The organism is Rhodococcus sp. NS-SX18 (genome assembly GCF_057367935.1).
Window position 1 is genome coordinate 3,538,802 of sequence record NZ_CM170633.1, and the last position, 23,202, is coordinate 3,562,003.

25 protein-coding genes and 1 riboswitch are annotated in these 23,202 nt (G+C 71.1%); of the genes, 12 read left to right on the forward strand and 13 right to left on the reverse strand.

The window, feature by feature from the left end:
• Nucleotides 1–31: 31 nt before the first annotated feature.
• The 3 genes from AC2IPW_RS16385 to AC2IPW_RS16395 all read right to left on the reverse strand — a co-directional run bounded on the left by AC2IPW_RS16385 (nt 32) and on the right by AC2IPW_RS16395 (nt 2,725).
• The gene (locus AC2IPW_RS16385) at nt 32–847 is read right to left on the reverse strand and encodes a MerR family transcriptional regulator (protein WP_416061400.1); all 816 of its coding nucleotides are present in this window, start codon (nt 845–847) and stop codon (nt 32–34) included.
• Nucleotides 844–1,263, reverse strand: a complete 420-nt coding sequence (locus AC2IPW_RS16390) for a VOC family protein (protein ID WP_040781790.1) — start codon at nt 1,261–1,263, stop codon at nt 844–846. Before AC2IPW_RS16390 ends, AC2IPW_RS16385 begins: the two co-directional genes overlap by 4 nt.
• A 61-nt stretch (nt 1,264–1,324) precedes the next feature.
• Entirely contained in the window at nt 1,325–2,725 is a 1,401-nt protein-coding gene (locus AC2IPW_RS16395; protein WP_416061401.1) for an NAD(P)H-quinone dehydrogenase, read from the reverse strand.
• 178 nt (nt 2,726–2,903) lie between these two features.
• Between AC2IPW_RS16395 and AC2IPW_RS16400 the strand changes: the two genes are divergently transcribed.
• A complete protein-coding gene (locus AC2IPW_RS16400; RefSeq protein ID WP_006939627.1) occupies nt 2,904–3,374 on the forward strand; it encodes a gamma-glutamylcyclotransferase family protein in 471 nt (156 codons plus the stop codon).
• On the opposite strand, the gene AC2IPW_RS16405 is transcribed toward AC2IPW_RS16400, so the two are convergent.
• From AC2IPW_RS16405 to AC2IPW_RS16430, 6 genes are all read right to left on the reverse strand, one after another.
• The gene (locus tag AC2IPW_RS16405) at nt 3,371–4,429 is read right to left on the reverse strand and encodes an ABC transporter ATP-binding protein (RefSeq protein ID WP_416061402.1); all 1,059 of its coding nucleotides are present in this window, start codon (nt 4,427–4,429) and stop codon (nt 3,371–3,373) included. The genes AC2IPW_RS16400 and AC2IPW_RS16405 overlap by 4 nt on opposite strands.
• Entirely contained in the window at nt 4,426–5,880 is a 1,455-nt protein-coding gene (locus AC2IPW_RS16410) for an ABC transporter permease (RefSeq protein WP_003935709.1), read from the reverse strand. Before AC2IPW_RS16410 ends, AC2IPW_RS16405 begins: the two co-directional genes overlap by 4 nt.
• A 104-nt stretch (nt 5,881–5,984) precedes the next feature.
• A complete protein-coding gene (locus AC2IPW_RS16415) occupies nt 5,985–7,019 on the reverse strand; it encodes an iron ABC transporter substrate-binding protein (protein ID WP_003935710.1) in 1,035 nt (344 codons plus the stop codon).
• A 55-nt stretch (nt 7,020–7,074) separates the two neighbouring features.
• Nucleotides 7,075–8,229, reverse strand: a complete 1,155-nt coding sequence (locus AC2IPW_RS16420) for a M20 family metallopeptidase (RefSeq protein WP_003935711.1) — start codon at nt 8,227–8,229, stop codon at nt 7,075–7,077.
• Nucleotides 8,226–9,386 carry a M20 family metallopeptidase gene (locus tag AC2IPW_RS16425; protein WP_054372151.1) on the reverse strand — a complete coding sequence of 387 codons (1,161 nt, stop codon included), beginning with the start codon at nt 9,384–9,386 and terminating at the stop codon, nt 8,226–8,228. The genes AC2IPW_RS16420 and AC2IPW_RS16425 overlap by 4 nt, the downstream gene beginning before the upstream one ends.
• A gap of 34 nt (nt 9,387–9,420) precedes the next feature.
• Nucleotides 9,421–10,119, reverse strand: a complete 699-nt coding sequence (locus AC2IPW_RS16430; protein ID WP_416061403.1) for an enoyl-CoA hydratase/isomerase family protein — start codon at nt 10,117–10,119, stop codon at nt 9,421–9,423.
• Nucleotides 10,120–10,184: 65 nt separating this feature from the next.
• Here AC2IPW_RS16430 and AC2IPW_RS16435 point away from each other — a divergent pair, with 65 nt between their 5' ends.
• Complete coding sequence (locus tag AC2IPW_RS16435; RefSeq protein WP_450120469.1) at nt 10,185–10,997, forward strand: purine-nucleoside phosphorylase; 813 nt, start codon at nt 10,185–10,187, stop codon at nt 10,995–10,997.
• Nucleotides 10,994–12,469 (forward strand): phospho-sugar mutase, encoded by a 1,476-nt coding sequence (locus AC2IPW_RS16440; protein ID WP_486375212.1) that lies wholly within the window; start codon nt 10,994–10,996, stop codon nt 12,467–12,469. Before AC2IPW_RS16435 ends, AC2IPW_RS16440 begins: the two co-directional genes overlap by 4 nt.
• 85 nt (nt 12,470–12,554) lie before the next feature.
• Here AC2IPW_RS16440 and AC2IPW_RS16445 read toward each other — a convergent pair whose 3' ends face one another.
• Both AC2IPW_RS16445 and upp read right to left on the reverse strand, forming a co-directional pair.
• Nucleotides 12,555–13,250, reverse strand: a complete 696-nt coding sequence (locus AC2IPW_RS16445) for an MspA family porin (RefSeq protein ID WP_003935716.1) — start codon at nt 13,248–13,250, stop codon at nt 12,555–12,557.
• A gap of 367 nt (nt 13,251–13,617) precedes the next feature.
• Nucleotides 13,618–14,241, reverse strand: coding sequence for a uracil phosphoribosyltransferase (gene upp, locus AC2IPW_RS16450; protein ID WP_054372194.1), 624 nt, complete (start codon nt 14,239–14,241; stop codon nt 13,618–13,620).
• Nucleotides 14,242–14,404: 163 nt separating this feature from the next.
• Here upp and AC2IPW_RS16455 point away from each other — a divergent pair, with 163 nt between their 5' ends.
• Genes AC2IPW_RS16455 through AC2IPW_RS16470 form a run of 4 tightly spaced genes read left to right on the forward strand, consistent with a single transcriptional unit; the run spans nt 14,405 to nt 18,003 of the window.
• On the forward strand, nt 14,405–15,046 hold the full coding sequence (locus tag AC2IPW_RS16455) for an ABC transporter permease (RefSeq protein ID WP_054372193.1): 642 nt from the start codon (nt 14,405–14,407) through the stop codon (nt 15,044–15,046).
• Between the two features lies 1 nt (nt 15,047).
• Nucleotides 15,048–16,238, forward strand: coding sequence for an ABC transporter ATP-binding protein (locus AC2IPW_RS16460; protein WP_003935719.1), 1,191 nt, complete (start codon nt 15,048–15,050; stop codon nt 16,236–16,238).
• Nucleotides 16,235–17,029, forward strand: coding sequence for an ABC transporter permease (locus tag AC2IPW_RS16465; protein WP_003935720.1), 795 nt, complete (start codon nt 16,235–16,237; stop codon nt 17,027–17,029). Before AC2IPW_RS16460 ends, AC2IPW_RS16465 begins: the two co-directional genes overlap by 4 nt.
• Nucleotides 17,026–18,003 carry a glycine betaine ABC transporter substrate-binding protein gene (locus AC2IPW_RS16470; RefSeq protein WP_003935721.1) on the forward strand — a complete coding sequence of 326 codons (978 nt, stop codon included), beginning with the start codon at nt 17,026–17,028 and terminating at the stop codon, nt 18,001–18,003. Before AC2IPW_RS16465 ends, AC2IPW_RS16470 begins: the two co-directional genes overlap by 4 nt.
• 79 nt (nt 18,004–18,082) lie before the next feature.
• On the opposite strand, the gene AC2IPW_RS16475 is transcribed toward AC2IPW_RS16470, so the two are convergent.
• Nucleotides 18,083–18,397, reverse strand: coding sequence for a DMT family transporter (locus AC2IPW_RS16475; RefSeq protein ID WP_003935722.1), 315 nt, complete (start codon nt 18,395–18,397; stop codon nt 18,083–18,085).
• Nucleotides 18,398–18,407: 10 nt separating this feature from the next.
• A riboswitch (guanidine-III (ykkC-III) riboswitch) is annotated at nt 18,408–18,474 on the reverse strand.
• Nucleotides 18,475–18,595: 121 nt separating this feature from the next.
• Between AC2IPW_RS16475 and AC2IPW_RS16480 the strand changes: the two genes are divergently transcribed.
• Genes AC2IPW_RS16480 through AC2IPW_RS16500 form a run of 5 tightly spaced genes read left to right on the forward strand, consistent with a single transcriptional unit; the run spans nt 18,596 to nt 21,877 of the window.
• The gene (locus AC2IPW_RS16480) at nt 18,596–18,934 is read left to right on the forward strand and encodes a hypothetical protein (protein ID WP_371383557.1); all 339 of its coding nucleotides are present in this window, start codon (nt 18,596–18,598) and stop codon (nt 18,932–18,934) included.
• Nucleotides 18,931–19,905 (forward strand): C40 family peptidase, encoded by a 975-nt coding sequence (locus tag AC2IPW_RS16485; RefSeq protein WP_416061407.1) that lies wholly within the window; start codon nt 18,931–18,933, stop codon nt 19,903–19,905. The genes AC2IPW_RS16480 and AC2IPW_RS16485 overlap by 4 nt, the downstream gene beginning before the upstream one ends.
• A 41-nt stretch (nt 19,906–19,946) precedes the next feature.
• A complete protein-coding gene (locus AC2IPW_RS16490; protein ID WP_416061408.1) occupies nt 19,947–20,279 on the forward strand; it encodes a hypothetical protein in 333 nt (110 codons plus the stop codon).
• Between the two features lie 5 nt (nt 20,280–20,284).
• Entirely contained in the window at nt 20,285–20,590 is a 306-nt protein-coding gene (locus tag AC2IPW_RS16495; RefSeq protein WP_003935726.1) for a YbaB/EbfC family nucleoid-associated protein, read from the forward strand.
• Between the two features lie 60 nt (nt 20,591–20,650).
• Complete coding sequence (locus tag AC2IPW_RS16500) at nt 20,651–21,877, forward strand: primosomal protein (RefSeq protein WP_486375213.1); 1,227 nt, start codon at nt 20,651–20,653, stop codon at nt 21,875–21,877.
• Here the strand turns inward: AC2IPW_RS16500 and AC2IPW_RS16505 are convergent.
• A complete protein-coding gene (locus AC2IPW_RS16505; protein ID WP_486375214.1) occupies nt 21,810–23,198 on the reverse strand; it encodes an NAD(P)/FAD-dependent oxidoreductase in 1,389 nt (462 codons plus the stop codon). The genes AC2IPW_RS16500 and AC2IPW_RS16505 overlap by 68 nt on opposite strands.
• Between the last annotated feature and the right edge of the window lie 4 nt (nt 23,199–23,202).

Genomic DNA, 23,202 nt, shown 5'->3' on the forward strand with positions numbered 1-23,202 from the left:
GGGCCGCGCGGCGCGGCGGCCTCGGGAACCCTCATTCCGGAACGAGGTCACCCGGCACAGGGTGCAGCACCCGCGTCCGCATCGCCTCGGGAGCGACGTCGCGCGGGTGGGTGAGGTAGTACTCCCGGAACGGTCCCCCGGCCCCGAGACCGCGCTCCTCCAGCCACCCGAACAGGGCGTGATAGGCGACCGGCAGCAGCGCGACCGGACCGACGAAGTCCACGCCCGCGAAAGTCCCGCCGGTCAGCGTCGTCGTGGCGGTGTCCGCACGTCCGGGTGGGGACCGCAACTCGAGGCCGACGCCGAACTGCACCACCCCGTCGAGGGCGGCCGGGTACTGCCCCACCACCGGCGCGTCGGTGGGCAGCCCGGCGCTCGTCGCGTCCGCCAGCAGCGCCGTCACGAGGTTCGTCACATCCGTATCCAGAGCCTCGGCGGTCGATTCCCCGTTGCGCCACAAGACCGTTCGATCCTCGATCCGGTACCGGCGCACGGGGAGGCCGTCGGCTCCGGCGTCGGCGAGGGAAGCGACGAGGGCGAGTGCCCGGTACTTGCGGGCGGCCTCGCGCTCGATCCGCTCCCGCTCCGCGGCGAGGACGGCCTCGGTGTGTCCGGGGTCCTGCAGCAGGCGACGGATCGCCGGGACGGACACCTCGGCTCTGCGCAGTACCGCGATGCGCAGAGCCGCGGCGAGCTGCTCGCGCGAGTAGTACCGGTATCCGGTACGCGGATCGACCCGGCCCGGAGCGAGCAGCCCTTCGCGGTCGTAGTGGCGCAGCGTCCTGACGCTCAGCCGGGACATCCGCGCGAACTCGCCGATGCTCAGCCATCCGCCGGCCGGACTCACCCGGTCACCACCGCCCCGCTACCGGCAACCTCCGGCGCGTACGGGATCACCGTGATGACGTCGACGAGCAGGCCGTCGGGATCGACGGTCATGAAGTGCCGCTGCCCGAAGTCCTCGTCGCGCAGTTCCGACGCGATCGGGAGTGCGAGGTCCCCGGCTCGCGCGTACACGGCGTCGACGTCGTCGACCTCCACCGAGATCAGCACGCCGGCGGGGGTGGAGCGGTGGGGCCGGGGAATCGTCTCGTGGCCGTGTGCCACGAGACCGAGCTGCACGGTCTCGTCGGTCGCCGCCTGCAGCTGCACATACCAGCCGCTGTCGAAGACCACGCGCAGACCGAGCAGCCCGGCATAGAAGTCGCGGCTGCGGGCGACGTCGTGAGCGGGGACCACGGGGAAGATGCTGTTCGTTCGCATGCGTCCACCGTCGGCCCTCCCCCAGGGAGAGAGTCAAGGACGTCGCCGCCGGTCATCTGGCTCAGTCCAGGTGGTCGTCGTGCCGCATCAGCTGACGCGCCGCCTCGGTGATCGACCCGGTCAGCGACGGGTAGACCGAGAAGGTGTGGGCGAGGTCGTCGACGCTGAGGTTGTTCTGCACCGCGATCGCGATGGGCAGGATCAGCTCCGAGGCGGTGGGCGCGACCACCACACCACCGATCACGACGCCGGTGGCGGGACGGCAGAAGATCTTCACGAAGCCGCGGCGCAGCCCCGCCATCTTCGCGCGGGGGTTGGTGTGCAGCGGCAACATCACGGTGCGGGCCGGGACCTCGCCGTTGTCGATCGCGGCCTGGCTGACACCGACCGTGGCGATCTCGGGCCGGGTGAACACCGCCGAGGCGACGGTCTTGAGCCGGATCGGGCTGACCCCCTCACCGAGGGCGTGGTACATCGCGATGCGGCCCTGCATCGCGGCCACCGACGCCAGCGGCAGCAGCCCGGTGCAGTCGCCGGCGGCGTAGATCCCCGAGACGGACGTGCGCGAGACCCGGTCGACCTGGAGGTAACCGCCGCGGTCGAGTTGCAGGCCGACCTTCTCCAGCCCGAGGCCCGCCGTGTTCGGCACCGAGCCGACCGTCATCAGCGCATGGCTGCCCTCGACGATGCGGCCGTCGGCCAGCTTGACGCGGATCCCGTCCCCGGTGCGCTCGACGGCGTCGGCGCGGGCGTGCTTGACCAGGTTCACGCCCCGCTCGGCGAAGGCGTCCTCGAGCACGAGGGCGGCGTCCTCGTCCTCGTGCGGCAGCACCCGGTCGCGGCTCGAGACCAGCGTCACCTGCACGCCGACCTCCGTATAGGCGGAGACGAACTCGGCGCCGGTCACACCGGAGCCGACGACCACCAGGTGCTCGGGCAGCGCGTCGAGGTCGTAGAGCTGACGCCAGTTGAGGATGCGGTCACCGTCCGGCTCCGCACCGGGCAGCACCCGCGGGCTCGCGCCCGTCGCGATGAGCACGACGTCGGCGTCGAGGACCCGCTCCTCGCCGGTGGAGAGGTCGGCGCGCACCTGGTGCGCCGCCATCCCGACCTGGGTGTCGATGAGCTCGCCGCGTCCGCTGAGCAGCTGCACGCCGGCCGCCTCGAGCTTGGTGCGGATGTCCGCGGACTGCGCCCGGGCGAGGCTCTTGACACGGGTATTGACCTCGGGCAGCGCCACTCCGGCGCTCTCGAGCCGAACGCCGAGGTCGGCCGCTCGGCGCATGTCGGTGCGGATGCCCGTGGACGCGATGAACGTCTTGGACGGCACGCAGTCGAAGAGCACGCAGGCACCACCGATCCCGTCCGAATCGATCAGTGACACGGTCGCGCCGTACTGAGCCGCCACCAGCGCCGCTTCGTAGCCCGCAGGGCCGCCGCCGATGATCACGATCCGGGTCATTGTTCTCCTCTGTATCGATTCCGAGATGGTCCTCGGTCCGGGATGTGCGGGCGCCGGGGTTGCCGAACGTCCGCAGACACGCTATGCCACGGGCACCGTCCTGCGCACGCGGACGCCACCACGAAGCGGCCGGCGCCCCGTGTCCTGCGCCGGACGGTCAGCCATTAGCCTGTACCCCGTGCCGATCTACGCCGCCTACGGCTCCAACATGCATCCCGAGCAGATGCTGCAGCGCTGCCCGCATTCGCCGATGGCCGGAACCGGCTGGCTCCACGGCTGGCGGCTGACCTTCAGCGGCGGCGACATCGGCTGGGAGGGCGCGCTCGCCACCGTCGTCGAGGACCCCGACTCGAAGGTGTTCGTCGTGCTCTACGACGTGCCCGACGAGGACGAACGCAGCCTCGACCGCTGGGAGGGCTCCGAACTCGGCATCCACCGCAAGATCCGGTTGCGGGTGGACACCGACGACGGGCCCGTGCTCGCCTGGCTGTACGTCCTCGACGCGTACGAGGGCGGCCTGCCGTCGGCGCGCTACCTGGGCGTGATGGCCGACGCCGCCGAGATCGCCGGTGCCCCCGCCGACTATGTGCGGGATCTGCGCACCCGCAACAGCCGTAACGTCGGGCCCGGCCGGCCCGACAGCTTCTAGGCCGGCTTCCCGGCCCCGCCCGGCCGAGCCGGGTAGAACGGCACCGGGACGCCGACCCGCAGCGTCACCGGATCCCCGGGCTGCACGTCGTGCGACGCGGCCCGCTGCGCCCGGATCGTCTGCCCGGCACCGGTCACCCGCACCTCCGTCAGGGCGCCCCCGAAGGCCAGGTCGAGCACGGTGAACTTGGACGGCTCGTCGGTTGCGGCGACCTGCACCTGCTCCGGGCGTACGAGGACGTGGCCCTTGCCGTGGGCGGGGGTCGCGAGGGGAACCGCCCCGATCACCGTGTGCGCGCGGTCGCCGGCCGCGTCGGCGTCCAGGACGACCGAATCCCCCACGAAGGCACCCACCTCGAGCGTCGCGGGCCACCGGTAGACCTCCTCCGGCGTGCCCACCTGCGCCAGACGCCCGCCGAGCATCACCGCGACCGTGTCCGCGATGGCCAGGGCCTCGGCCTGGTCGTGGGTGACGAGCACCGAGGCGACCTCCTGGTCCCGCAGCAGGGTGCGAACCTCGGTGCGCAGGCTGGACCGCAGCCCGGCATCGAGAGCGCTGAACGGCTCGTCGAGCAGGACGACGGCCGGATTGGGCGCGAGCGCCCGTGCCAGCGCGATGCGCTGTTGCTGACCGCCGGACAGCTGCGACGGCTTGCGCTGGCCGGTGCCGGCCAGGCCGACCAGTTCCAGCAGCTCCTCCACGCGACGCTGCCGCACGGACTGCTGCCGCACCATCGACCGCCACGTCGGCTGCACCAGCCCGTAGCCGACGTTGCGCGCGACGCTCAGATGAGGGAAGAGCGCACCCTCCTGCGGCACCAGCCCCACCCCACGGCGCTCCGGCGGCAGCGCCGTGAGGTCGCGTCCGTCCGCGACGACGCGGCCCGCTGCGGCCGGGTGCAGGCCCGCGATCACCCGCAGCAGCGTGGTCTTGCCTCCACCGGAGGGCCCCAGCACGGCCAGCAGCGCGCCTCGTTCCACCGTCAGCGAGACGTCGCTGACGACCTTCGTCCGCCCGTACCGGGCGCAGACGCCCTCGAGACAGAGCCCGCTCATTCCTCACCGCCACTTTCCGCATCGACCCGGCCGCGCAGCAGCCGGCCCAGCACCAGGGACGGCAGCGCGGCGACGAGCACCAGGATCGCCGCGTACGGGGCCGCCGACCCGTACTCGAGGGTCTCGGTGTACTTCCACATCCGTGACGCCAGGGTGTCCTCCCCGATCGGCACGAGCAACAACGTCGCCGGCAGTTCCTTCGCGATGGTGAGGAACGCCAGTGCCGCCCCCGCGACGACGCCGGGCGCCGCCAGCGGGATCATCACCCGGATGCCGGTCCGCATCCGTCCGCTGCCGAGCGTCGCGGACGCGTCCTCGAGGCCGAGCGGAATCGAGGCGACCGCCGCGCGGATCGAGCCGACGGCGAGCGGCAGGAACAGCACCGCGTAGCCCATCACGAGCATCGGGGTGTGCTGGTACCACTGCGGCAGCAACCGGATCCCGAAGAACACCAGGGCCAGGCCCACGGTGATGCCGGGCAGTGCGAATCCGACGTAGGCGGCGCTCTCGGTGAACCGCGAGACCGGCGAGGTCGACCGCGCCGCCAGGACGCCGACCGGGAGGGCCAGCGCGGTGGTGAGCAGCGCGCCGAGGGCAGCCACCCACAGGGTGTACGTCGTCGCCGTCCAGATCCCCGCCCAGTCGATCGCCGCCTGCTGCGAGAACCACAGCCAGCGCGCGAGTCCGGCGAGCGGCACACCGACGCCGGCCGTCAGCACGACGGCGAGGAACGCCAGAGCCGTCCACCGCTGCCGGCCCAGCGGTACGGGCGCGGCGGGCCGTGGGGCGCCGGAGCCGATGCGAGCGGTGGCCCCGCGGCGCACCCGGCGTTCGGAGACCGTCAGCGCGACGGCGAGCACGACGAGCACGAGGCCGAACACCGCCGCCGGCGTGCGGTCGAGCAGCCCCCGGTAGCTGCCGTAGATGGCGAGGGTGAACGCCTCGTACCGCATCAGCGCGACGGCCCCGAAGTCGCTGAGGGTGTACAGCGCCACCAGCAGGCCGCCGGCCGCCGCGGTGGGCCATACCTGCCGCAGGGTGACGGTCAGCGTGGTGCGCAGCCGGGACCGGCCGAGAGTACGCGCGACCTCCTCGAGCCCCGGGTCGACCGAGGCCAGCGCGGCGGACACCGGCAGGTACACGTACGGGAAGCTCGCCGCGGTCAGGACCAGCGCAGCACCCGCGAAGCCCGCGAGCCCGGGGAACTGGGCGATGTACACGAACCCGGACACGTACGACGGAATGGCGAGGGGAACGCTCAGTGCGAGGGCGAACCACCGTCGGCCGGGCAGGTCTGTGCGTGCCGTGAGCCACGCGGCGGTGACCCCGACGACGAGGCAGGCCACGGTGACGGTGAGCGCGAGAATGCCGCTGCGCCAGACCAGATCGAGGGTGCGCTGCCGGAACACCAGCGACCACACCCGGTCGGGACCGTCGGCGAACGCGCGCATGACCAGGTGCGCGACGGGGGCGAGTGCGAAGACCGAGACACCCAGCGCAGCCAGCGTGAGAACCGGCCGGCTGCGCCGGGTGGGACGGAGCGAGGCGAGCTGGATCAGATGAATCCCAGCTCCTGCAGCAACGCCTGGGTCTGCTCGAGCGAGGCGAGTTCGGCGAGTTCGATGTCGGCATTGCCGATCTCGGACAGCGGACGCAGCTGATCCTTGGTCTCGACACCCTCGACGACCGGGTACTCGGACGTCTCGTCGGCGAAGTACGTCTGGGCTTCGGGCGAGAGCAGCGCGGCGACGAACTGCTCCGCCTGTTCCTTCTGGTCCGTGGTCTGTACGACGCCGGCCCCGGCGATGTTCACGAGTGCGCCCGGATCACCGGCCTGGAAGTAGTAGACCTGCACGTTCAAGTTCTCGGCACCGCGCTCGTCCGCGAGGCCGTACCAGTAGTAGTGGTTGGTCAGGCCGAGGGTGACCTGGCCGGTGTCGACGCCTTCCATCAGCGGGCCGTTGCCCTCGAACGCCACCGGCTCGTTGGCCTTGAAGCCCTCGAGCCAGGCGCGGGCGCCGTCCTCGCCGCGCGCGACGCGCAGCCCGGTGACGAACGCCTGGAACGACGCGTTGGTCGGGGCGAAGCCGATCTGGCCCTTCCACTTCGGGTCCAGCAGGCCGTCGATGCCGGTGGGCAGATCCTGTGGCTGCACCTTCTGGTCGTTGTAGACGAGTACACGGGCACGTGCGGAGGTCGCCACCCAGGTGCCGTCGGCAGCGCGGTAGTCGGCGGGAACCAGGTCGGTCACCGAGGCCGGCAGCGTCTCGAGCAGCCCCGCCTGGTCGAGCAGGCCGAGCGCACCGGCGTCCTGGGTGAACACCACGTCGGCGGGCGAGGAGGCGCCCTCCTCCACCAGCTTCCCGGTGATCTCCGGGGTGCTGCCGTAGACGACGTCGATCTCGAAGCCGAGCGTGCCCTCGAGCTGGTCGATCAGGGGTGCGACCAGGTTCTCGCTGCGCCCGGAGTACAGGGTGAGCGCACCGGTGGAGTCACCCTCGGACTCACTCGAGTCGCTGCCGCACGCGGCCAGCGCGGCGGCAAGTACCCCGGCCGACAGTACTGCGACGGCTCTGCGTCGAAATTGCATTCCGGACCTCCTGGCGTGAGCGGCGACTCACAGGCAACGTACAGGTTGCCTAAGCCTAACCTGAGCCCAGGGCCAGGTTCGTCATCACCCGTACGCCGACCGCCAGGGCACGTTCGTCGAGATCGAAATCGGGCTGGTGGATGTCGAGCTTCGGTCCGGTCCCCCGCCACACACCCAGCCGGGCCATCGCACCCGGAACCTGTTCGAGGTACCAGGAGAAGTCCTCCCCGCCTCCGGACTGCGGGGTGTCCGCCAGCGCGTCCGGGTCGATCGCCCGCACCGCGTCCTCCACCATGCGGGCCGACACCTCGTCGTTGACGACGGGTGGCACACCGCGCCGGTAGTCCAGCTCGTAGCTCAGACCGGTCGGGGCGAGCAGGCCGTGCACGATCTCGCGCACCATCGGCTCGAGCAGTTCCCACGTCTCGTGGTCGCCGGTGCGGACGGTGCCGGTCAGCATGCCGGTGCGGGGAATCGCATTCGCGGCCTTGCCCGCCGCGACCGCGCCCCACACCATCACCGTGCTCGTGCGGGGGTCGATGCGCCGGCTGAGCATGCCGGGCAGCCCGGTGATCACGGTGCCGAGGCCGTACACCAGATCGCCCGTCAGGTGCGGGCGGGAAGTGTGTCCTCCCGGCGAGTCGAGAACCAGCTCGACCGTGTCGGCGGCCGAGGTGATCGCCCCGACCCGCACCCCGACCTTGCCGGCCTCGAGTCTGGGATCGCAGTGCAGCGCGAAGATCCGGACCACGCCCTCGAGCGCGCCGGCGGCCACCACGTCGAGCGCGCCGCCGGGCATCACCTCCTCGGCGGGCTGGAAGATCAGCCGCACCCCCACCGGCAGCTCGGGCACCGAGTTCAGCGCCAGCGCCGTGCCGAGCAGCACGGTCGTGTGGGCGTCGTGCCCGCAGGCGTGCGCCACGCCCGGCACGGTGGAGGCGAACGACAGGCCCGTCATCTCCTGCATGGGCAGCGCATCCATGTCGGCACGCAGGGCGATCCGCGGCCCGTCGGGACCGAGATCGCAGATCAGGCCCGTGCCGCGCGGCAGCACCTTGGGTTCGAGCCCGGCGGCCGCGAGTGTGCTTCCGACGAACTCGGTGGTCGCGTACTCCTGACGGGCCAGTTCGGGATTGGCGTGGATGTGCCGGCGCCACGCCGACAGGTCGTCGGTGTGCTCGCCCAGCCATTTCTCGATGTACGGGTTCATCGGCGTGCCACGTTCTCGAGCAGCCGCGCACGTTGCGTGGGATCGGCCGCCGCCCGGGCTGCCGTCGCGGCCAGGGCGCGGGCGCCGTCGAGGACGGCGAGGTCCGCCGAGGCGGTGACGCACGCGTCGGCGAACGCCGCCTGGTGGGTCACCGCACCACCGGAGTCGAGACCGATCACCGGGTGGATACCCGGCACCACGTTCGTCACGTTTCCCATGTCCGTACTGCCCAGCGGGCGCGATCCTTCCTCCTCGACGGGCAGCGGCGTGCGCCCGAGACCGATGATCTCCTCACGATAAGCCCGGACCAGCCACGGGTCGGGAGTCAGTTCCGTATAGGTCGGCGACACCGTGCGGATCTCGTGCGTGCAGCCGGCGGCGAGGGCCCCGGCCGCGAAGCAGTTGCCGGCACGCTCGGTCAGGTCGGCGAGGGCCTCCGCGGTAGTCGCCCGCAGGTAGTACAGCAGTTCCGTGTGCGCGGGCACGATGTTCGGTGCGGTGCCGCCGTCGCTGACGATCCCGTGGATCTGCTGACCGGGCAGTAGATGCTGACGCAGCAGGCCGACGGCGACCTGCGCGACGGTCGCCGCATCGGCAGCGTTGCGGCCGTATTCGGGAGCGGCGGAGGCGTGCGCCTCACGGCCGGTGTAGCTGACCGCGATGTCCGCGAGGGCCAGCGACGTCGCCCCGGTGATGTCGAACGGGCCCGGGTGCACCATCAGGGCCATGCCGACGTCGTCGAACACCCCGCGTTCGAGCATGAGTACCTTGCCCCCGCCGGTCTCCTCGGCGGGTGTGCCGATGACGCGGACGGTGATGCCGAGCGCGTCGGCGACGGCGGCCAGACCCAGGCCCGCGCCGGCGGCGGCAGCAGCGATGATGTTGTGCCCGCACGCGTGCCCGATCCCGGGCAGCGCGTCGTATTCGGCGCAGATTCCGACGACGAGGTCTCCGCTGCCGAACCGGGCGTCGAACGCGGTGGGCAGGTCGGCGATCCCGGTACGGACCTCGAATCCGCCGCTGCGCAACAGGTCCGCGATCTTCGCGGCGCTGCGGTGTTCGTCGAAGGCCAGTTCCGGCTCGGCGTGGATCGAATGCGACAGGGCGATCAGGCCGTCCGACGCAGCCTCGATCGCCCTGTCCGCATCGCTCGTCACCCGCTCAGTCTGGCACGGGCGGAGAGCACGCACCTCACCCGAGGCGGAAGTTCGACTCGTCCGTCTTCGTCTCGAGTGCCGCGATCAGCGGTGCATGCAGACCACGCTTGATGCCCGCCAGGTTGGCGCCGCGGGTGCCCGTGAGGGTGGCGGCCCGTTCGACGGCGGCGGCCAGCACGGCATCGCCGTCGACGGTGCGATCGACGATGCCCGCCGCGAGCGCGTCACCACCGCCGAACCGGCGGCCGGTCGTGGTCGCCTCGACCGCGGCCTGGATCGGCAGCCGCTCGCGCAGGAGTGCCGACATGCCCACGGTGAACGGCATGTTCAGGGACACCTCGGGCAGGCACCAGAAGCCGCGGTCGGCCCGCATCACGCGGAAGTCGTGGGTCAGCGCGAGCATTGCACCGGCCCCGAACGCGTGGCCCTGCACCGCCGCGACGGTCGCCGCGGGGAAGGTCAGGATCCGCACGTACAACTCGTGCACGGAATCGAGGTAGCTGGGAAGTTCGGGGAGGTTGCCGAAGATCCAGTCGGTGTCGAGCCCGTTGCTCCAGAACTTTCCGGTGGCCGCGGTCACGAGTGCGGCCGGGCCGTCGTGGGCGACGACCTCGTCGAGCAGCTCGTGGACGGCGGAGAGCCAGCCGGGATGGAAGCGGTTCTCGGTGTCGCCGCCGGAGCGGTCGCCGAGGTGGAGGACGAAGACGTCGCCGTCGCGGTCGAGGTATGGCATGCGGAGAGGATAGCGCCACAACCTACCCGCGAGTAATAACCGGTGTGGCGCTAGGGTCGACCGACATGGGAGCACCCGATGCCATCGCCGACCCCCCTGCCGAGGCCGCCCGCGCCGCCGCGGCACTCGCCGAGCGCACCGGAGTGCCCGAACACCCCGTGGCGGTGGTGCTCGGTTCGGGCTGGCGCGCTGCGGTGGACCGCTTCGGCACGGCGGTCGCGGACGTCCCGATGGGCGAACTGCCGGGGTTCGCCCCGCCCACCGCCGAAGGGCATTCGGGCACCGTGCATTCCGTGCGGGTCGGCGACACTCCGGTGCTGCTCCTCGCCGGCCGCACCCATGCCTACGAGGGGCACGACCTGAGCCGCGTCGTGCACCCGGTGCGTACCGCCGTCGCGGCCGGCGCGCGCACCGTCGTGCTCACCAACGCCGCCGGCGGCATCCGGCCCGATCACACGGTCGGTCAGCCGGTGCTGATCTCGGACCACCTCAACCTCACCGGGCGATCGCCCCTGCGCGGCGCCCAGTTCGTCGATCTCGTCGACGCCTACTGTCCGCAGCTGCGCGCCCTCGCCCGTGAGATCGACCCCACCCTCGACGAGGGCGTGTACGCCGGTCTGCCCGGCCCGCACTACGAGACCCCCGCCGAGATCCGCATGCTGCGCACGCTCGGCGCCGACCTGGTGGGCATGTCCACCGTGCACGAGACCATCGCCGCGCGGGCCGCGGGCGCGCGGGTGCTCGGAATCTCACTGGTCACCAATGCCGCCGCGGGACTCACCGGTGAGCACCTGGACCACCACGAGGTGCTCGCGGCGGGGCGGGCCGCCGCCACCCGCATGGGCGACCTGCTGCGTGAGCTGGCGGGCCGGCTGTGAGCCTGCGTTTCGGGACCGCCGGGCTGCGCGGGCCCGTCGGCGACGGACCCGGCTGCATCAACGAGGACGTGGTCGTCCGCACTACCGCGGGCCTGGCCCGGTGGCTCCGGGCGCGCGGGTCCGGCGGCGGCACCGTGGTCGTCGGCCGTGACGCCCGCACCGGATCCGCCGAGTTCTTCGCCGCCGCCACCGAGGTTCTCGCGGCCGCCGGTTTCGCTGTCGTGGCCCTGCCGCGTCCGTTGCCGACCCCGGTGGCGGCGTACGCCGTGCGGACCCTCGACGCGGTCGCGGGCGTGCAGATCACCGCGTCCCACAACCCCGCCTCGGACAACGGCTACAAGGTCTACACCCGTGGCGGTGCCCAACTGGTCGAGCCGGACGACCGTGAGATCGAGAGGGCGATCGACGCCGTCGGCGCGGCGTCGTCCGTGCCGCGCACCGCCGTCGCGCCCGCCGGGGACGACCTGGTGGCGCGGTATCTGACGCGCGTCGCCTCGCTACCGCGCGCCACGGCGCGCACCCTGCGCATCGCGCTGACACCGCTGCACGGCGTCGGCGGCGAGACTGCCGTCGCGGCGCTGCACGCCGCGGGCTTCGACGACGTGCACGTGGTGGACGCCCAGTTCGCGCCCGACCCGCGCTTCCCCACCGTGGAGTTTCCCAATCCGGAGGAACCGGGGGCCGCCGATGCCGTCCTCGCTCTTGCCGCCGACGTGGGCGCGGACATCGCGCTCGCCCTCGATCCCGATGCGGACCGGTGTGCCGTGGGTGTCCCCACACCCGAGGGCTGGCGAATGCTGCGCGGCGACGAGACCGGGGCGCTGCTCGGGGACCGAATTCTCGCGGGTGCCCCACGCGGCGCGCTGGTGGCGACGACGATCGTCTCCTCGACCCTGCTCGGCAAACTCGCCGCCGCGCGGGGTGCCCGCTACGCGCAGACCCTCACGGGTTTCAAGTGGCTCGCTCGCGCGGGCGACGGACTCGTGTACGCGTACGAGGAGGCCCTCGGTCACTGCGTCGACCCGGATGCGGTGCGCGACAAGGACGGCATCGCGACGGCGGTCGTCGTCGCAGACTACGCCGCCGAACTGAAGGCCCGCCGAAGCACTCTCGTCGACGCGCTCGATGCCCTGTACCGCGAGTTCGGGCTGCATCTCGGCGACCAGGTCTCGATCCGGGTGACCGATCTCGCCCGGATCGGGGCGATCATGAGCCGGTTGCGGTCCGCGCTACCGGCCGAACTCGCCGGGGAGCCGGTCACGGCCACGGACCTGGCGACGGCGAGCGGCCCGCTGCGCACGGACGCCGTGGTGCTCGAGGGCGCGTCGGTGCGGGTCGTGGTCCGGCCGTCGGGCACCGAACCGAAGCTCAAGTGCTACCTCGAGGCCGTCGCTGCGGACGGCGACCGCGACGGCGCGAGCGCGCGACTGCAGGCGTTGCGCGCGTGGGCCAGCGGCCTCGGTGAGCACTGACGGGCGGCACCGACGGGCAGCACCGACGGGCCGGTGACGGCCGCTCGTCGCGGTCGTCACCGGCCCGGAGGAGGAACGACAACCCTCAGAGACGGTGCGGCACACCGTAGGTGATGACGGTGTCGTTGTTCGAGGTGACGGCCCGGGCGTACGGCCGGATCGTGACCGGGCCGAGCGCTCCCGAGACGGAGCCGTGGACCCCGGCCAGCCGGACGGTCGCGGACCGGCCGTCGAACTCCATGTCCTCGACGAACGCCACGTCGGTGATGCCGCCCGGCGAGAGATCGACCTCGATCTCCTGGGACGGGATGATCGACCCACCGATCGTCGCTCCGGTGCTCGCGTCGAGTCCGAGAGCGAACTCGGGGGCGAGTTCGACACCGATACCGAACTCGTTGCCGACCTCCCAGTCGAGGCTGGGAGTGTTGATGTGCACGACGGCCCCGTTGAGAGCGACCGGGTAGCCGATCTGGTAGCCGATGGTCAGCTTGGTGTCCTGGAACGAGTCGGCATCGGGCCCGGTGAAGTTGACCGACACCACCTCGTCGTGGAAGAACTCGAAGCTGACGGGCGAGCTGTCGAGCGGCGGATAGGACTGGATCGACGTGTCGGCCTGGAGGACTTCGATGGCGTTGTTGTTTCCGAGGGGCAGTGTCCGGGCGTTGTCGACAGCGGCTCCGGCACTGCCGGACCCCACCACCATGCCCAGCACGGCGGCCGCACCGAGTGCGGTCGCCCGGGCGCACTGTCGAAATCTGTTGCCGGAGAAGGTGTTGATCATCGAGCGGACCTCATTTTCGTGGGCGGTCGAGGACAGTGGACGTTCCAACCGATCACGGGGAGCGTAACCAGAGCAGGCCCGTGGAAAAGGGAAGTTGATCAACTTCCCCGAATCGAGACGGTGCCCGTCCCGGCTGCGGCCGCTCGGACCGGGGTCCTCAGCGGCGTCGCATTCGGCGCTGAAAACCCGTTCCACCTGGTATTTCGACCGCCCGGACACCGCCCGGCGCAGGGACGACCGGGCACCCGCCGACCAACCTCATCCGACACTCTATTGTTATCCTGCAACAACACGGACTATTCGGGCAAAATCGGCGATCCGGTCGTTCGGGGGTTCACCGATGCCGCGCGCGGACCCGCGCAGGAGGTCAGCGTGGGCCGAACTGCCGGTCACCGGCGTCCCCGAGGCCCGGAACGATGTACTTGTTCTCGTTGAGACCGTCGTCGATCGATGCGGTCACGAGCCGGACCGGGTGGCCGGACTCGGACAGCGCCGTCACACCTTCCGGAGCCGCGACCACGCACACCGCCGTGACGTCGGTCGCCCCGCGAGCGACCAGCAGGTCGATCGTGTGCACCATCGAACCGCCCGTGGCCAGCATCGGATCGAGCACGTACACCGGCAGGCCGGACAGGTCGTCGGGAAGCGACTCGAGGTACGGCACCGGCTCGAACGTCTTCTCGTCGCGAGCCAGGCCGACGAACCCCACCCGCGCCTGCGGGATGAGCGCGTGGGCCTGCTCCACCATCCCGAGGCCCGCTCGCAGCACCGGCACCAGCAGTGGTGGCTGTCGGAGGCGCACACCGATCGTCGTCGCCACCGGCGTCCGCACCTCGAATTGCTCGACCGGCGCGTCCCGGATCGCCTCGTACACCAGCATCTGGGTCAGCCGGCGCAGCGCGTACCGGAAGGCTGCGTTGTCGCTGCGCTCGTCGCGCAGCGTGGTCAGGAGGGCAGCGGCGAGCGGGTGGTCGACGACGAGCGAATCCATGCCGGAAGGATAGAACGCCGTCGTTCGCCCGCCGTCGCCGAGTGCTTCCCGGCCCAGCCCATGCGCACGGTCCGTCGCGGTCCTGTTTCCCCGACTCGCCCCGACGCCGGTGCACGTGTGCCATCGTGACAGTCGGGCATGCGGGCGGACGGGACGGGTGGGCATGTGGGACTACATCGACGAGCGCAAGGCGCAGATCGCCTTCAGCGCGTACCAGCATGTGAGCCTCGTCGTGCAGGCCGTGCTTCTCGCCACCGTCGTGGCCGTCGTGCTCGCGGTGATCGTCACCCGGATCCCCCGGCTCGAACCGGTGGCCAACACCCTCAGTGCCGTCGGTCTGACCATCCCGTCCTTCGCGCTGCTCGGCATCCTCGTCCCGCTCGTCGGGATCGGGGTGGCACCGGCATTCCTCGCGGTCGCCTTCTACGCGACCCTGCCGGTCCTGCGCAACGCGGTGGTCGGGTTGCAGGGCGTCGACGGCACCCTCGTCGAATCCGCGCGTGGAATCGGCATGGGTGAGATCGGCTCGCTCACCCGCGTCCGGCTCCCGCTGGCCTGGCCCGTCATCCTCGCCGGCGTGCGGGTCTCGACACAGATGTCCATGGGTATCGCCGCGATCGCCGCGTACGTACTCGGTCCCGGTCTCGGCTCGTTCATCTTCACGGGTCTGTCGCAGATCGGCGGCGCGAATGCATTGAACTCGGCCCTGGTCGGCACGATCGGAGTGGTCGTCCTCGCGCTGGCGCTCGACGCGCTGCTCCTCGCGCTCGGCAAGGTCACCGTCTCGAAGGGAATCCGTGCCTGAGATGAACCCGCCGTCCTCGTCCGCCGCCCGGATCAGCGGCACCGACATCGACCTGATCGACGTGGTCAAGACGTTCCCCGGGCAGGCGCGCCCGGCAGTCGACGGTCTGAGCCTGCACATCCCCGCGGGTGAGATCGTGATGTTCGTGGGCCCGTCGGGCTGCGGCAAGACCACGTCGCTGAAGATGATCAACCGTCTCGTCGAACCCACGTCCGGAACCATCCGGATCGGCGGCGACGACATCCGGTCGGCGGACGTCGACGACCTGCGGCGACGGATCGGGTACGTGATCCAGGGTGGCAGCCTCTTTCCGCACATGACGGTCGCGCAGAACATCTCGATCGTGCCCCGGTTGCTGGGGTGGGACCGGCGGCGAACCGCGGACCGCGTCACCGAGCTGCTCGAACTGGTCAACCTCGACCCGGACCGGTACCGGGACCGGTACCCGCGGGAACTGTCCGGCGGGCAGCAGCAGCGGGTCGGCGTCGCCCGGGGCCTCGCCGCCGACCCGCCCGTCGTGCTGATGGACGAGCCGTTCGGCGCGGTGGACCCGATCACCCGGCTCCGATTGCAGGACGAGCTCCTGCGCATCCACGAAGATCTGCGCAAGACGATCGTGTGCGTCACCCACGACATCGACGAAGCCGTCAAACTGGGCGACCGGATCCTGATCATGCAGGAGGGCGGGCACGTCGCGCAGTACGACACCCCCGAGACGATCCTGTCGGCGCCCGCGAGCCCGTTCGTGGAGAAATTCGTCGGTGCCGGTTCCACCCTCAAACAGCTCTCGCTCAGCCGCGTCGCGGAAGTCGAACTGGCCGAACTCACCACCGCGGAAGTCGGCAGCTCCGCCGACGAGGCCGTCGCACGCGCCAGGGCGCGCGGAGACGACACCGTCGTCGTCCTCGACCGGCGCCGTCGTCCCGTGGCCTGGTTGTGGGTGCGCGAGCTGCAGGGTTCGGGCACCGTCCCGGACGGCGACCCCGACGACCTGGTCACCCTCGACCGGCACGCCACCCTCAACGACGCACTGGACACGATGCTCGCCTCCGCGCACGGGGCCGCGATCGTGACCGGACGGCAGGGCGAATTCCAGGGATTGATCAACTTCGAATCGGTGACCGGACGGATCCGCGGCGGCGAGTCGCAGTCCGCGGCCGCAGGCCCCGGCGAGACGGGACACCGGACATGAGCATCGACACCGAACCGTCGACCGCCGGGTCCGGTACCCGTCCGGGTCCTCCCTCGCGCCGCCGCGGCGGTACCGCGATGCTGTTCGTCCTGCCACTCGTCGTCGCCGTGGTGTTCGCCGCCTGGCTGCTGTGGCGCGCGAACGCGGACCTCGACTCGATCGAGGCCCGCCAGCTCGAATGGATCACCATCTCGACCCTCCTCCGGGAACACGTCGAACTCACGGCGGTCTCGGCGATCCTCGTCGTCGTGATCGCCGTCCCCCTCGGGATCGCCCTCACCCGGCCGGCGTCGCGCGCCCTCGCGCCCGTCGCGGTGGGCGTCGCCAACGCCGGGCAGGCGGCGCCGGCCATCGGACTGCTCGTGCTGCTGGCCATCTGGCTGGGATTCGGATTCGGCACCGCCGTCGTCGCCCTGACCCTGTATGCCGTGCTTCCCGTCCTGCGGAACACGATCACCGGCATCGAAGGTGTCGATCCGACCCTCGTCGAGGCCGGGCGCGGACTCGGCATGTCCGGGTTCGGCGTGTTGCTCCGGGTGGAGCTGCCCCTCGCCCTGCCGGTGATCATGACCGGTGTCCGCACCGCGCTCGTTCTGCTGGTCGGCACCGCCACTCTCGCCACCTTCATCAACGCCGGCGGCCTCGGTTCCCTCATCGTCACCGGAATCACCCTCTTCCGCTATCCCGTCCTCGTCAGCGGTGCGCTACTGGTGGCGCTGCTCGCCCTTCTGGTCGACTGGGCGGGGCGCATGCTCGAGTTCACGGTCCGGCCGAAGGGGCTCCGCTCGTGACCGCACGTCTTCTGTCCCGGCTCGCCGGAGCGCTCCTCGCGGCGTCGACGCTGGTCGCGTGCGGGCTGGGAACCGCCGGCGGTTTCGTCCCCACCGGCGAACTCGCGGGCCCGCTGCAGTCCGTCGAGCCGCTCGACGGTGCGAGCATCTCGGTCGGGTCGAAGAACTTCTCCGAGGCCCTCCTCCTCGGGAAGATGGCGGTGATCCTGCTGCGCTCGGCGGGCGCGGACGTCACGGATCTGACCAACATCCCCGGCAGCGCCAGTGCCCGCCAGGCGCAGCTCGAGGGACAGGTCGATCTGCAGTGGGAGTACACCGGCACGGCATGGATCGCCTATCTCGGACACGAGGAACCGATCCCCGACGAGCGCGGCCAGTACGAGGCCGTGCGCGACGAGGACCTGCGCGAGAACGGTCTGGTGTGGCTGCCGCCCGCCCCCATGAACAACACCTACGGTTTCGCGGCCACCAGCGCCAATGCGCAACGACTCGGCGTGGCTTCGCTCTCCGACATCGCGAACATCCCGGTCCCCGAACGCACCTTCTGCGTCGAATCCGAGTTCGCCAACCGCAACGACGGTCTGCAGCCGATGCTCGAGACCTACGGCATTCCGCTCGGATCCGGTGTGCCGCGCGAGAACATCAGGACGCTCGACACCGGCGCCATCTACGAGGCGACGGCACGCGGCGACTGCAACTTCGGCGAGGTGTTCACCACGGACGGCCGGATCGAGGCCCTGGATCTGACCGTGCTCGAGGACGACCGGAAGTTCTTCCCCATCTACAACGTGGCGGTCGTCGTCCGCGAGGAGACCCTCACCGAGAACCCGCAGATCGCGGAGTTGTTCGCCCCCGTCTCCCGGAAACTGACCGACGAGACACTCATCGAACTGAACGGGCGGATCGACGTCGACGGCCAGGAGCCGGCCGAGGTCGCCTACGACTGGCTGGTTCAGGAGGGCTTCGTCGAATAGGTGACCGGGAGTGGGACACCGGCTGCACCCGCGGCCGTGTCAGTGGACGAACTGCCGTGTCAGTGGACGAACTGCCGTGTCAGTGGACGAACTTCAGTCCCACCACGCCGCCGACGATCATGGTCAGGAACAGGATCTTCCATGCCGAGACCGATTCGTTCCCGGTCGCCATCGCGTACACCACGGTGAGCACCCCGCCGATGCCCACCCACACGGCGTACGACGTTCCCACCGGCAGTCGACGCATCGCGTAGGCCAGGCCCGCCATGCTCGCGATCAGCGCCGTGACGAACACGACCGTCGGAACGAGACGGGTGAACCCTCGGGAGCGGTCCAATGCCGTGGCCCACACCGCTTCCAGCACCCCGGACACCACCAGCACCAACCACGACATCACAGGCTCCCTCGGGCCGTCTTGTCGCACACCGGGTACGGCGCCCCTCGTCCGGGAACCCGGGTTCCGGGCTCGCTTCCAAGGTCCCACACCCCGTGGCGGGGAACAAATCCGGCCCGCCGGCGCGGAACCGGGGCACCACCCGCTGCGTCCAATCGGTCGAAGGACGATCCGTTTCACCGAGGGGGAACAGCCCGAATGGACGCAGGCACCGGAAACCACGACGTGGTACGCGCTCGACCCGAGACGATCGCGGCGTTCGGACGCACCGCTGCGGCCATGGCGGAGCGGCTCCACGAAGCCGCCGCCGAGGCACACGCTGTCGATCCGGCGCCCCTCGCGCCGGCATTCGGTCCGGTCGGCACCGCGTTCCTCGCCGCGTTCACGGCCACTCACCGCGCCCATCGGACCGAACTGACCCGGCTCGGCGGCACCTTCGCGGCAATGGGCGCGGTCGCCGGTGCCACCGCCGCCGCGTACGAACGCGCCGTCACCACCCAATCCGCACTGCTGGAGGCCGCCGGAGCCCCGCGGTGACCGCGGTGCCGGAGGTGGACCTGCTCGCCGCTCCCCTGACCGAGCTACTGTCGGCGTTCGGCACCGGCACCGTCGCCACCGATCCGGCCGCGGCACTGCGCTCCTGCACAGAACTGGTCGAAGGCGTCCACACGGTGGGCCGGACCGCGCTGGGCGAGCTCGCGTGGGACTGGGCCGGGGCTGCCGCAGAGGCCGCCGTCCGCAGCGGCGAACGGGCCCTGACCGACGTCGTCGCCGCCGCCGACCGCGGGACGGCCATCGCCGACGTCGCGGTGGAAGCGACGACGACCGTCCTCACCGGTGCCGCCGAGGTCGCCCGGCTGATCGACTCGTTCGCGACGCTGGCCGAACGCTCCGCTCCCCTCGCCGCACTCCCACAGGCGCAGATGATGCTGCTGGTGGCGGCCGTCGAGCACATCGCAGCGGGCCTCGACGTCCTGGCCCGGGTCACCTCCACGTTGGCGGACCACACGGCACGGATGGCAGAGCTGATGCCGCCGGATCCTGCCCCGGTTGCACCGCCGGGGCAGGAACCTGTCGTGCCGCGGGACGGCGAGCTGCGAGCCTTCGGCAGCCAGGGAACCGAGGTGCGGCTACCGGACGGCAGCGTGGCCGTCGCACCGAATCGCGCGGCGGCCGATGCCGTGCGGCACGCGCTCTCCCAGCAGGGCACGCCCTACGTGTGGGGTGGGACCGCACCGGGGCAGGGCCTCGACTGCAGCGGCCTGACCCAGTGGGCGTACGGGCAGGCAGGAGTACAGATCCCACGCCTCGCCCAGGATCAGGACGTCGGAACCGCAGTCGACGCGAGCGCGGTGCAACCCGGCGATCTCGCGGTGTGGGACGGGCACGTCGCGATGATCGTCGGAAACGGCCTCATGGTCGAGGCGGGTGACCCGGTCCAACTGTCGCCGATCCGGACCACGAACGGAGAGATGGGATTCCAGGGATTCTTCCGCCCCACCGGGTGAACACGGGAACCGATCGGCGTGGGTGCGCGTCCAAGTCCGGTATGGACATCGCGGAGACGACCATCACGACGGCGACCGCCCGGAACCGGGCCGGCACCGTCTCGGTACGCACCACCGAACAGGGCCTGCCCGTCGACCTGCACATCGATCAGAGCGAACTACGTTACGGCACAGCACAACTGGCCGAACAGATCGTGTCGCTGTGCCGGCGCGCGACAGTCGAGGCCGCTGCGCGGCACCGCGAGGAACTGGCGGACGGAGGCATACCGGAGGGGCTGCTGAATCGGCTGGGCCTGCCCACCCACGACGATGTGCAGCGTGCGCGCCGCGAGGACGGGCACGCGGCCGGTCCTCGCTCGGCGCTCCGGTGGTGAGCGCGATGTCGGCGAGCGACCAGCGCGTGACGGAAATCGTGGAGAGTGTGCGCACGCGGCTCGGGGCCCTGCAGGACTGCGTGGCCGCACTCGGCGTGGTCTCGGGCACCGCGACGAGCCCGGACGGCCTCGTGCGGGCCGAGGTGGACGGCAACGGCGCCCTGACCGGACTGTGGCTCGCCGAGGCGCTGCGCGGGCACCACACCCGCGACGTGACGGCATCGATCCTGGCCACGGCGCACGAGGCCGCACGGGTCGCCGCCGCCGAACGGGCCCGTCTGCTCGGGGAACTCCGCGGTGCGCTCGGGTGACGGCTGTCTCACCGTCGCCCCGCTATGTCTTCGGCCCGGAGATGGCTAGGCTTGGCGACCATGGCTGGAGACATCGTCCCGATCGAGCTCGGTCTCACCGACGGCGACGTCGCGACCCTCTGGGCGCCGCGGTGGCGCGAGGGCGACGACGAATGGGAGGCGTTCCTCGGCCACGGTGACGATCTGTATGCGTTCGGTGCGGTGGCCGAGCTCGTCGCGTTCGTCCGCTCCGGCGCCGACAACGACCTCGTCGAGCATCCGGCCTGGCCGGTCGTGTCCAAACTCGCGGCGGAGGAGTTCGAGCCGGACGAGAGCCATTCGTACGACTTGATCGGCGTGCCGGAACTCGTGGCGGACGACGCGGATCCGGAGTCCGTCGCCGAACTGCAGAACACGTTCGACATCGCGTCCGTCCTCGGCGACGTGTGTGAACTCGAGCCGGTGACGAAGTTCTTCGAGCGGGCCGAGATAGAGGCGCTGCTGAGCCACGGAGTCGCGGCGTTCGAGGGCCGCGAGGGCGTGGAACTGTGGAATCGGGTCGGCGCGGCCGTTGCCGAGGACTGGGACGGGGTGCTCGACGCGATCGACGGCGTCGTGAAGTCACCCGCGGTGGACCCCGAACTCATCGCCGAAGCCGAAGCGGAACTCGTCGCGGCCGAGGAGAACGTCGTCGAGGCCGAGGACGCGGCCGAGGAGGCGGAGGACGAGGAGTACGAGTTCGTCGACGGGGACGAGGAGACGAGCTTCTGGACCGCGGTCGGAATCGACCCGGTCAAGATCATCGCCTCCGACGGCACGTGGTTCACCCTGCGCTGTTACCTCGACGACGATGCGCTGTTCCTCGGCCGGGACGGGACGATAATGGTGTTCCCCACCGAGCGCGCCCTGGCGCGCTATCTGGCCGACCACCACGACCACGATCTGGCGGCGCTGAACACCTACGACGACATCCGGCACGCAGCGACGGACGGTTCCCTCGAGATCGACGTGACGGACGAGAACGTGTACGTGCTGCCCGGGATCGCCGACGACATCGAGCACGGCACGGAGGCGGTGGACGCCGATCAGCTGGATCTGGCGGTCGAGCTGTTCACCGACGCCGCGAACTACGCCGAGGACGACAGCACCGACGCCGCGCTGGCCGGCTCCACCGAGCTGGGCTGGTTCGTCAACTACGTGCTCGAACCGGATCCGACGCGGCTCGCGCCCAGCGCGCCGTTCACCGCGGAGGCCGAGGCGTGGCGGGCTCTCGAGCGGGAGTTCGAGGCCCGGCTGCACAAGCACTGACCGATCGCCGGAGCACCCGGCGGAGCATCGGCGGGGCGAACAGTTTGCCCGGCGGGTCCACCATCGCCGCGACGCGGAAGAATGCCCGGACCACCTCGGCATCCTGTACGGCAGCGGCGTGTACGAGCGGCAGATAACGGTTGGCCACGCGCACTTTCGCGCCGCGCCGGCCCTCGACCTCCGGCCAGGCGAGGTCTCCGCCGGTCGCCATGTCCCAGGGCACGGCGACGACCTTCGCCACGTCCCGGAACCACCGGTGCGGGTCCGGTTCCCAGCCGCGGGCCAGGTGTTCGGCGAGGAGCACGGCTTCGAACGCCGCGACGCTCATTCCCTGCGCGTAGATCGGGTCGAAGCTGCACACCGCGTCGCCGATCACCAGCAGTCCCTGCGGCAGCCGCCGGCACCGCTCGTAGCGCACGCGTCGGCTTGCCGGAAAGTGGTACGACCGGGGTGCGTCGAGCGGTTCGGCGTCCCGGATCGCGTCGTACACGTCCGGCCACGGCAAGGACCGCACGAAGTCCACCCAGCCCTCCGGTGAGGCCGGAGGCCGCTGACCGAGCATGCCCACCGCCGTCACGAGACAGCGGCCGTTCTCGATCGTCTGGAGAGCGGCGCCGCGCGGGTCGGGCGGGGACGGCGCGAGCAGAATGCCCAGGTCGCTGCCCATGTGTGCCGGATCGGCAGTGTAGGTGCGGGTGACGTACGTGAGATCGACGCGGACCTCCTCCCGCGCGGGCGGGGGGTATCCGAGCTGCTCGAGCCACGCCGGGGTTCGCGAACCGCGCCCGGTGGCGTCGACGACGAGGTCGGCGTCGAGGACTTCCTCGACGCTGCCGTCCGCCCTGCGGAGCACGCGCACGCCGGTGACCCGTCGACCGTCACTGCTCACGGTCGGCCCCAGGGCGTCGCACCGGTCGACGATCCGCACTCCGGGTAGTGCGGCGACGCGGGACCGTATCCGACGTTCGAGATTCGGCCGGCTCGCGCTCACCGCCGTCAGGCCACTTGCCGCCTGCCGGAGGCGGTGGCCGCCGAGATACCAGCGCACGTCGCCGCACTGGTCCACCATCGGCGCCCCGTCTGCGACGAGTTCTGCGGTGAGGCCGGGCAGGAGCTCCTCCATGGCGCGCATCCCGCCGGCCACCAGCACATGGATGTGGCGTCCCTGCGGCACACAGCGCCGCGCCGCGGCGCCGTCCGGCAGCCTGTCGTGGTCGATCACCACCACATCCGAGTACGCATCCGACAACACCCGTGCGGCCAGCAGACCGGCCGTTCCCGCTCCGAGTACCACGGCACGCTCACCGATTCGTGTCGTCATTTCC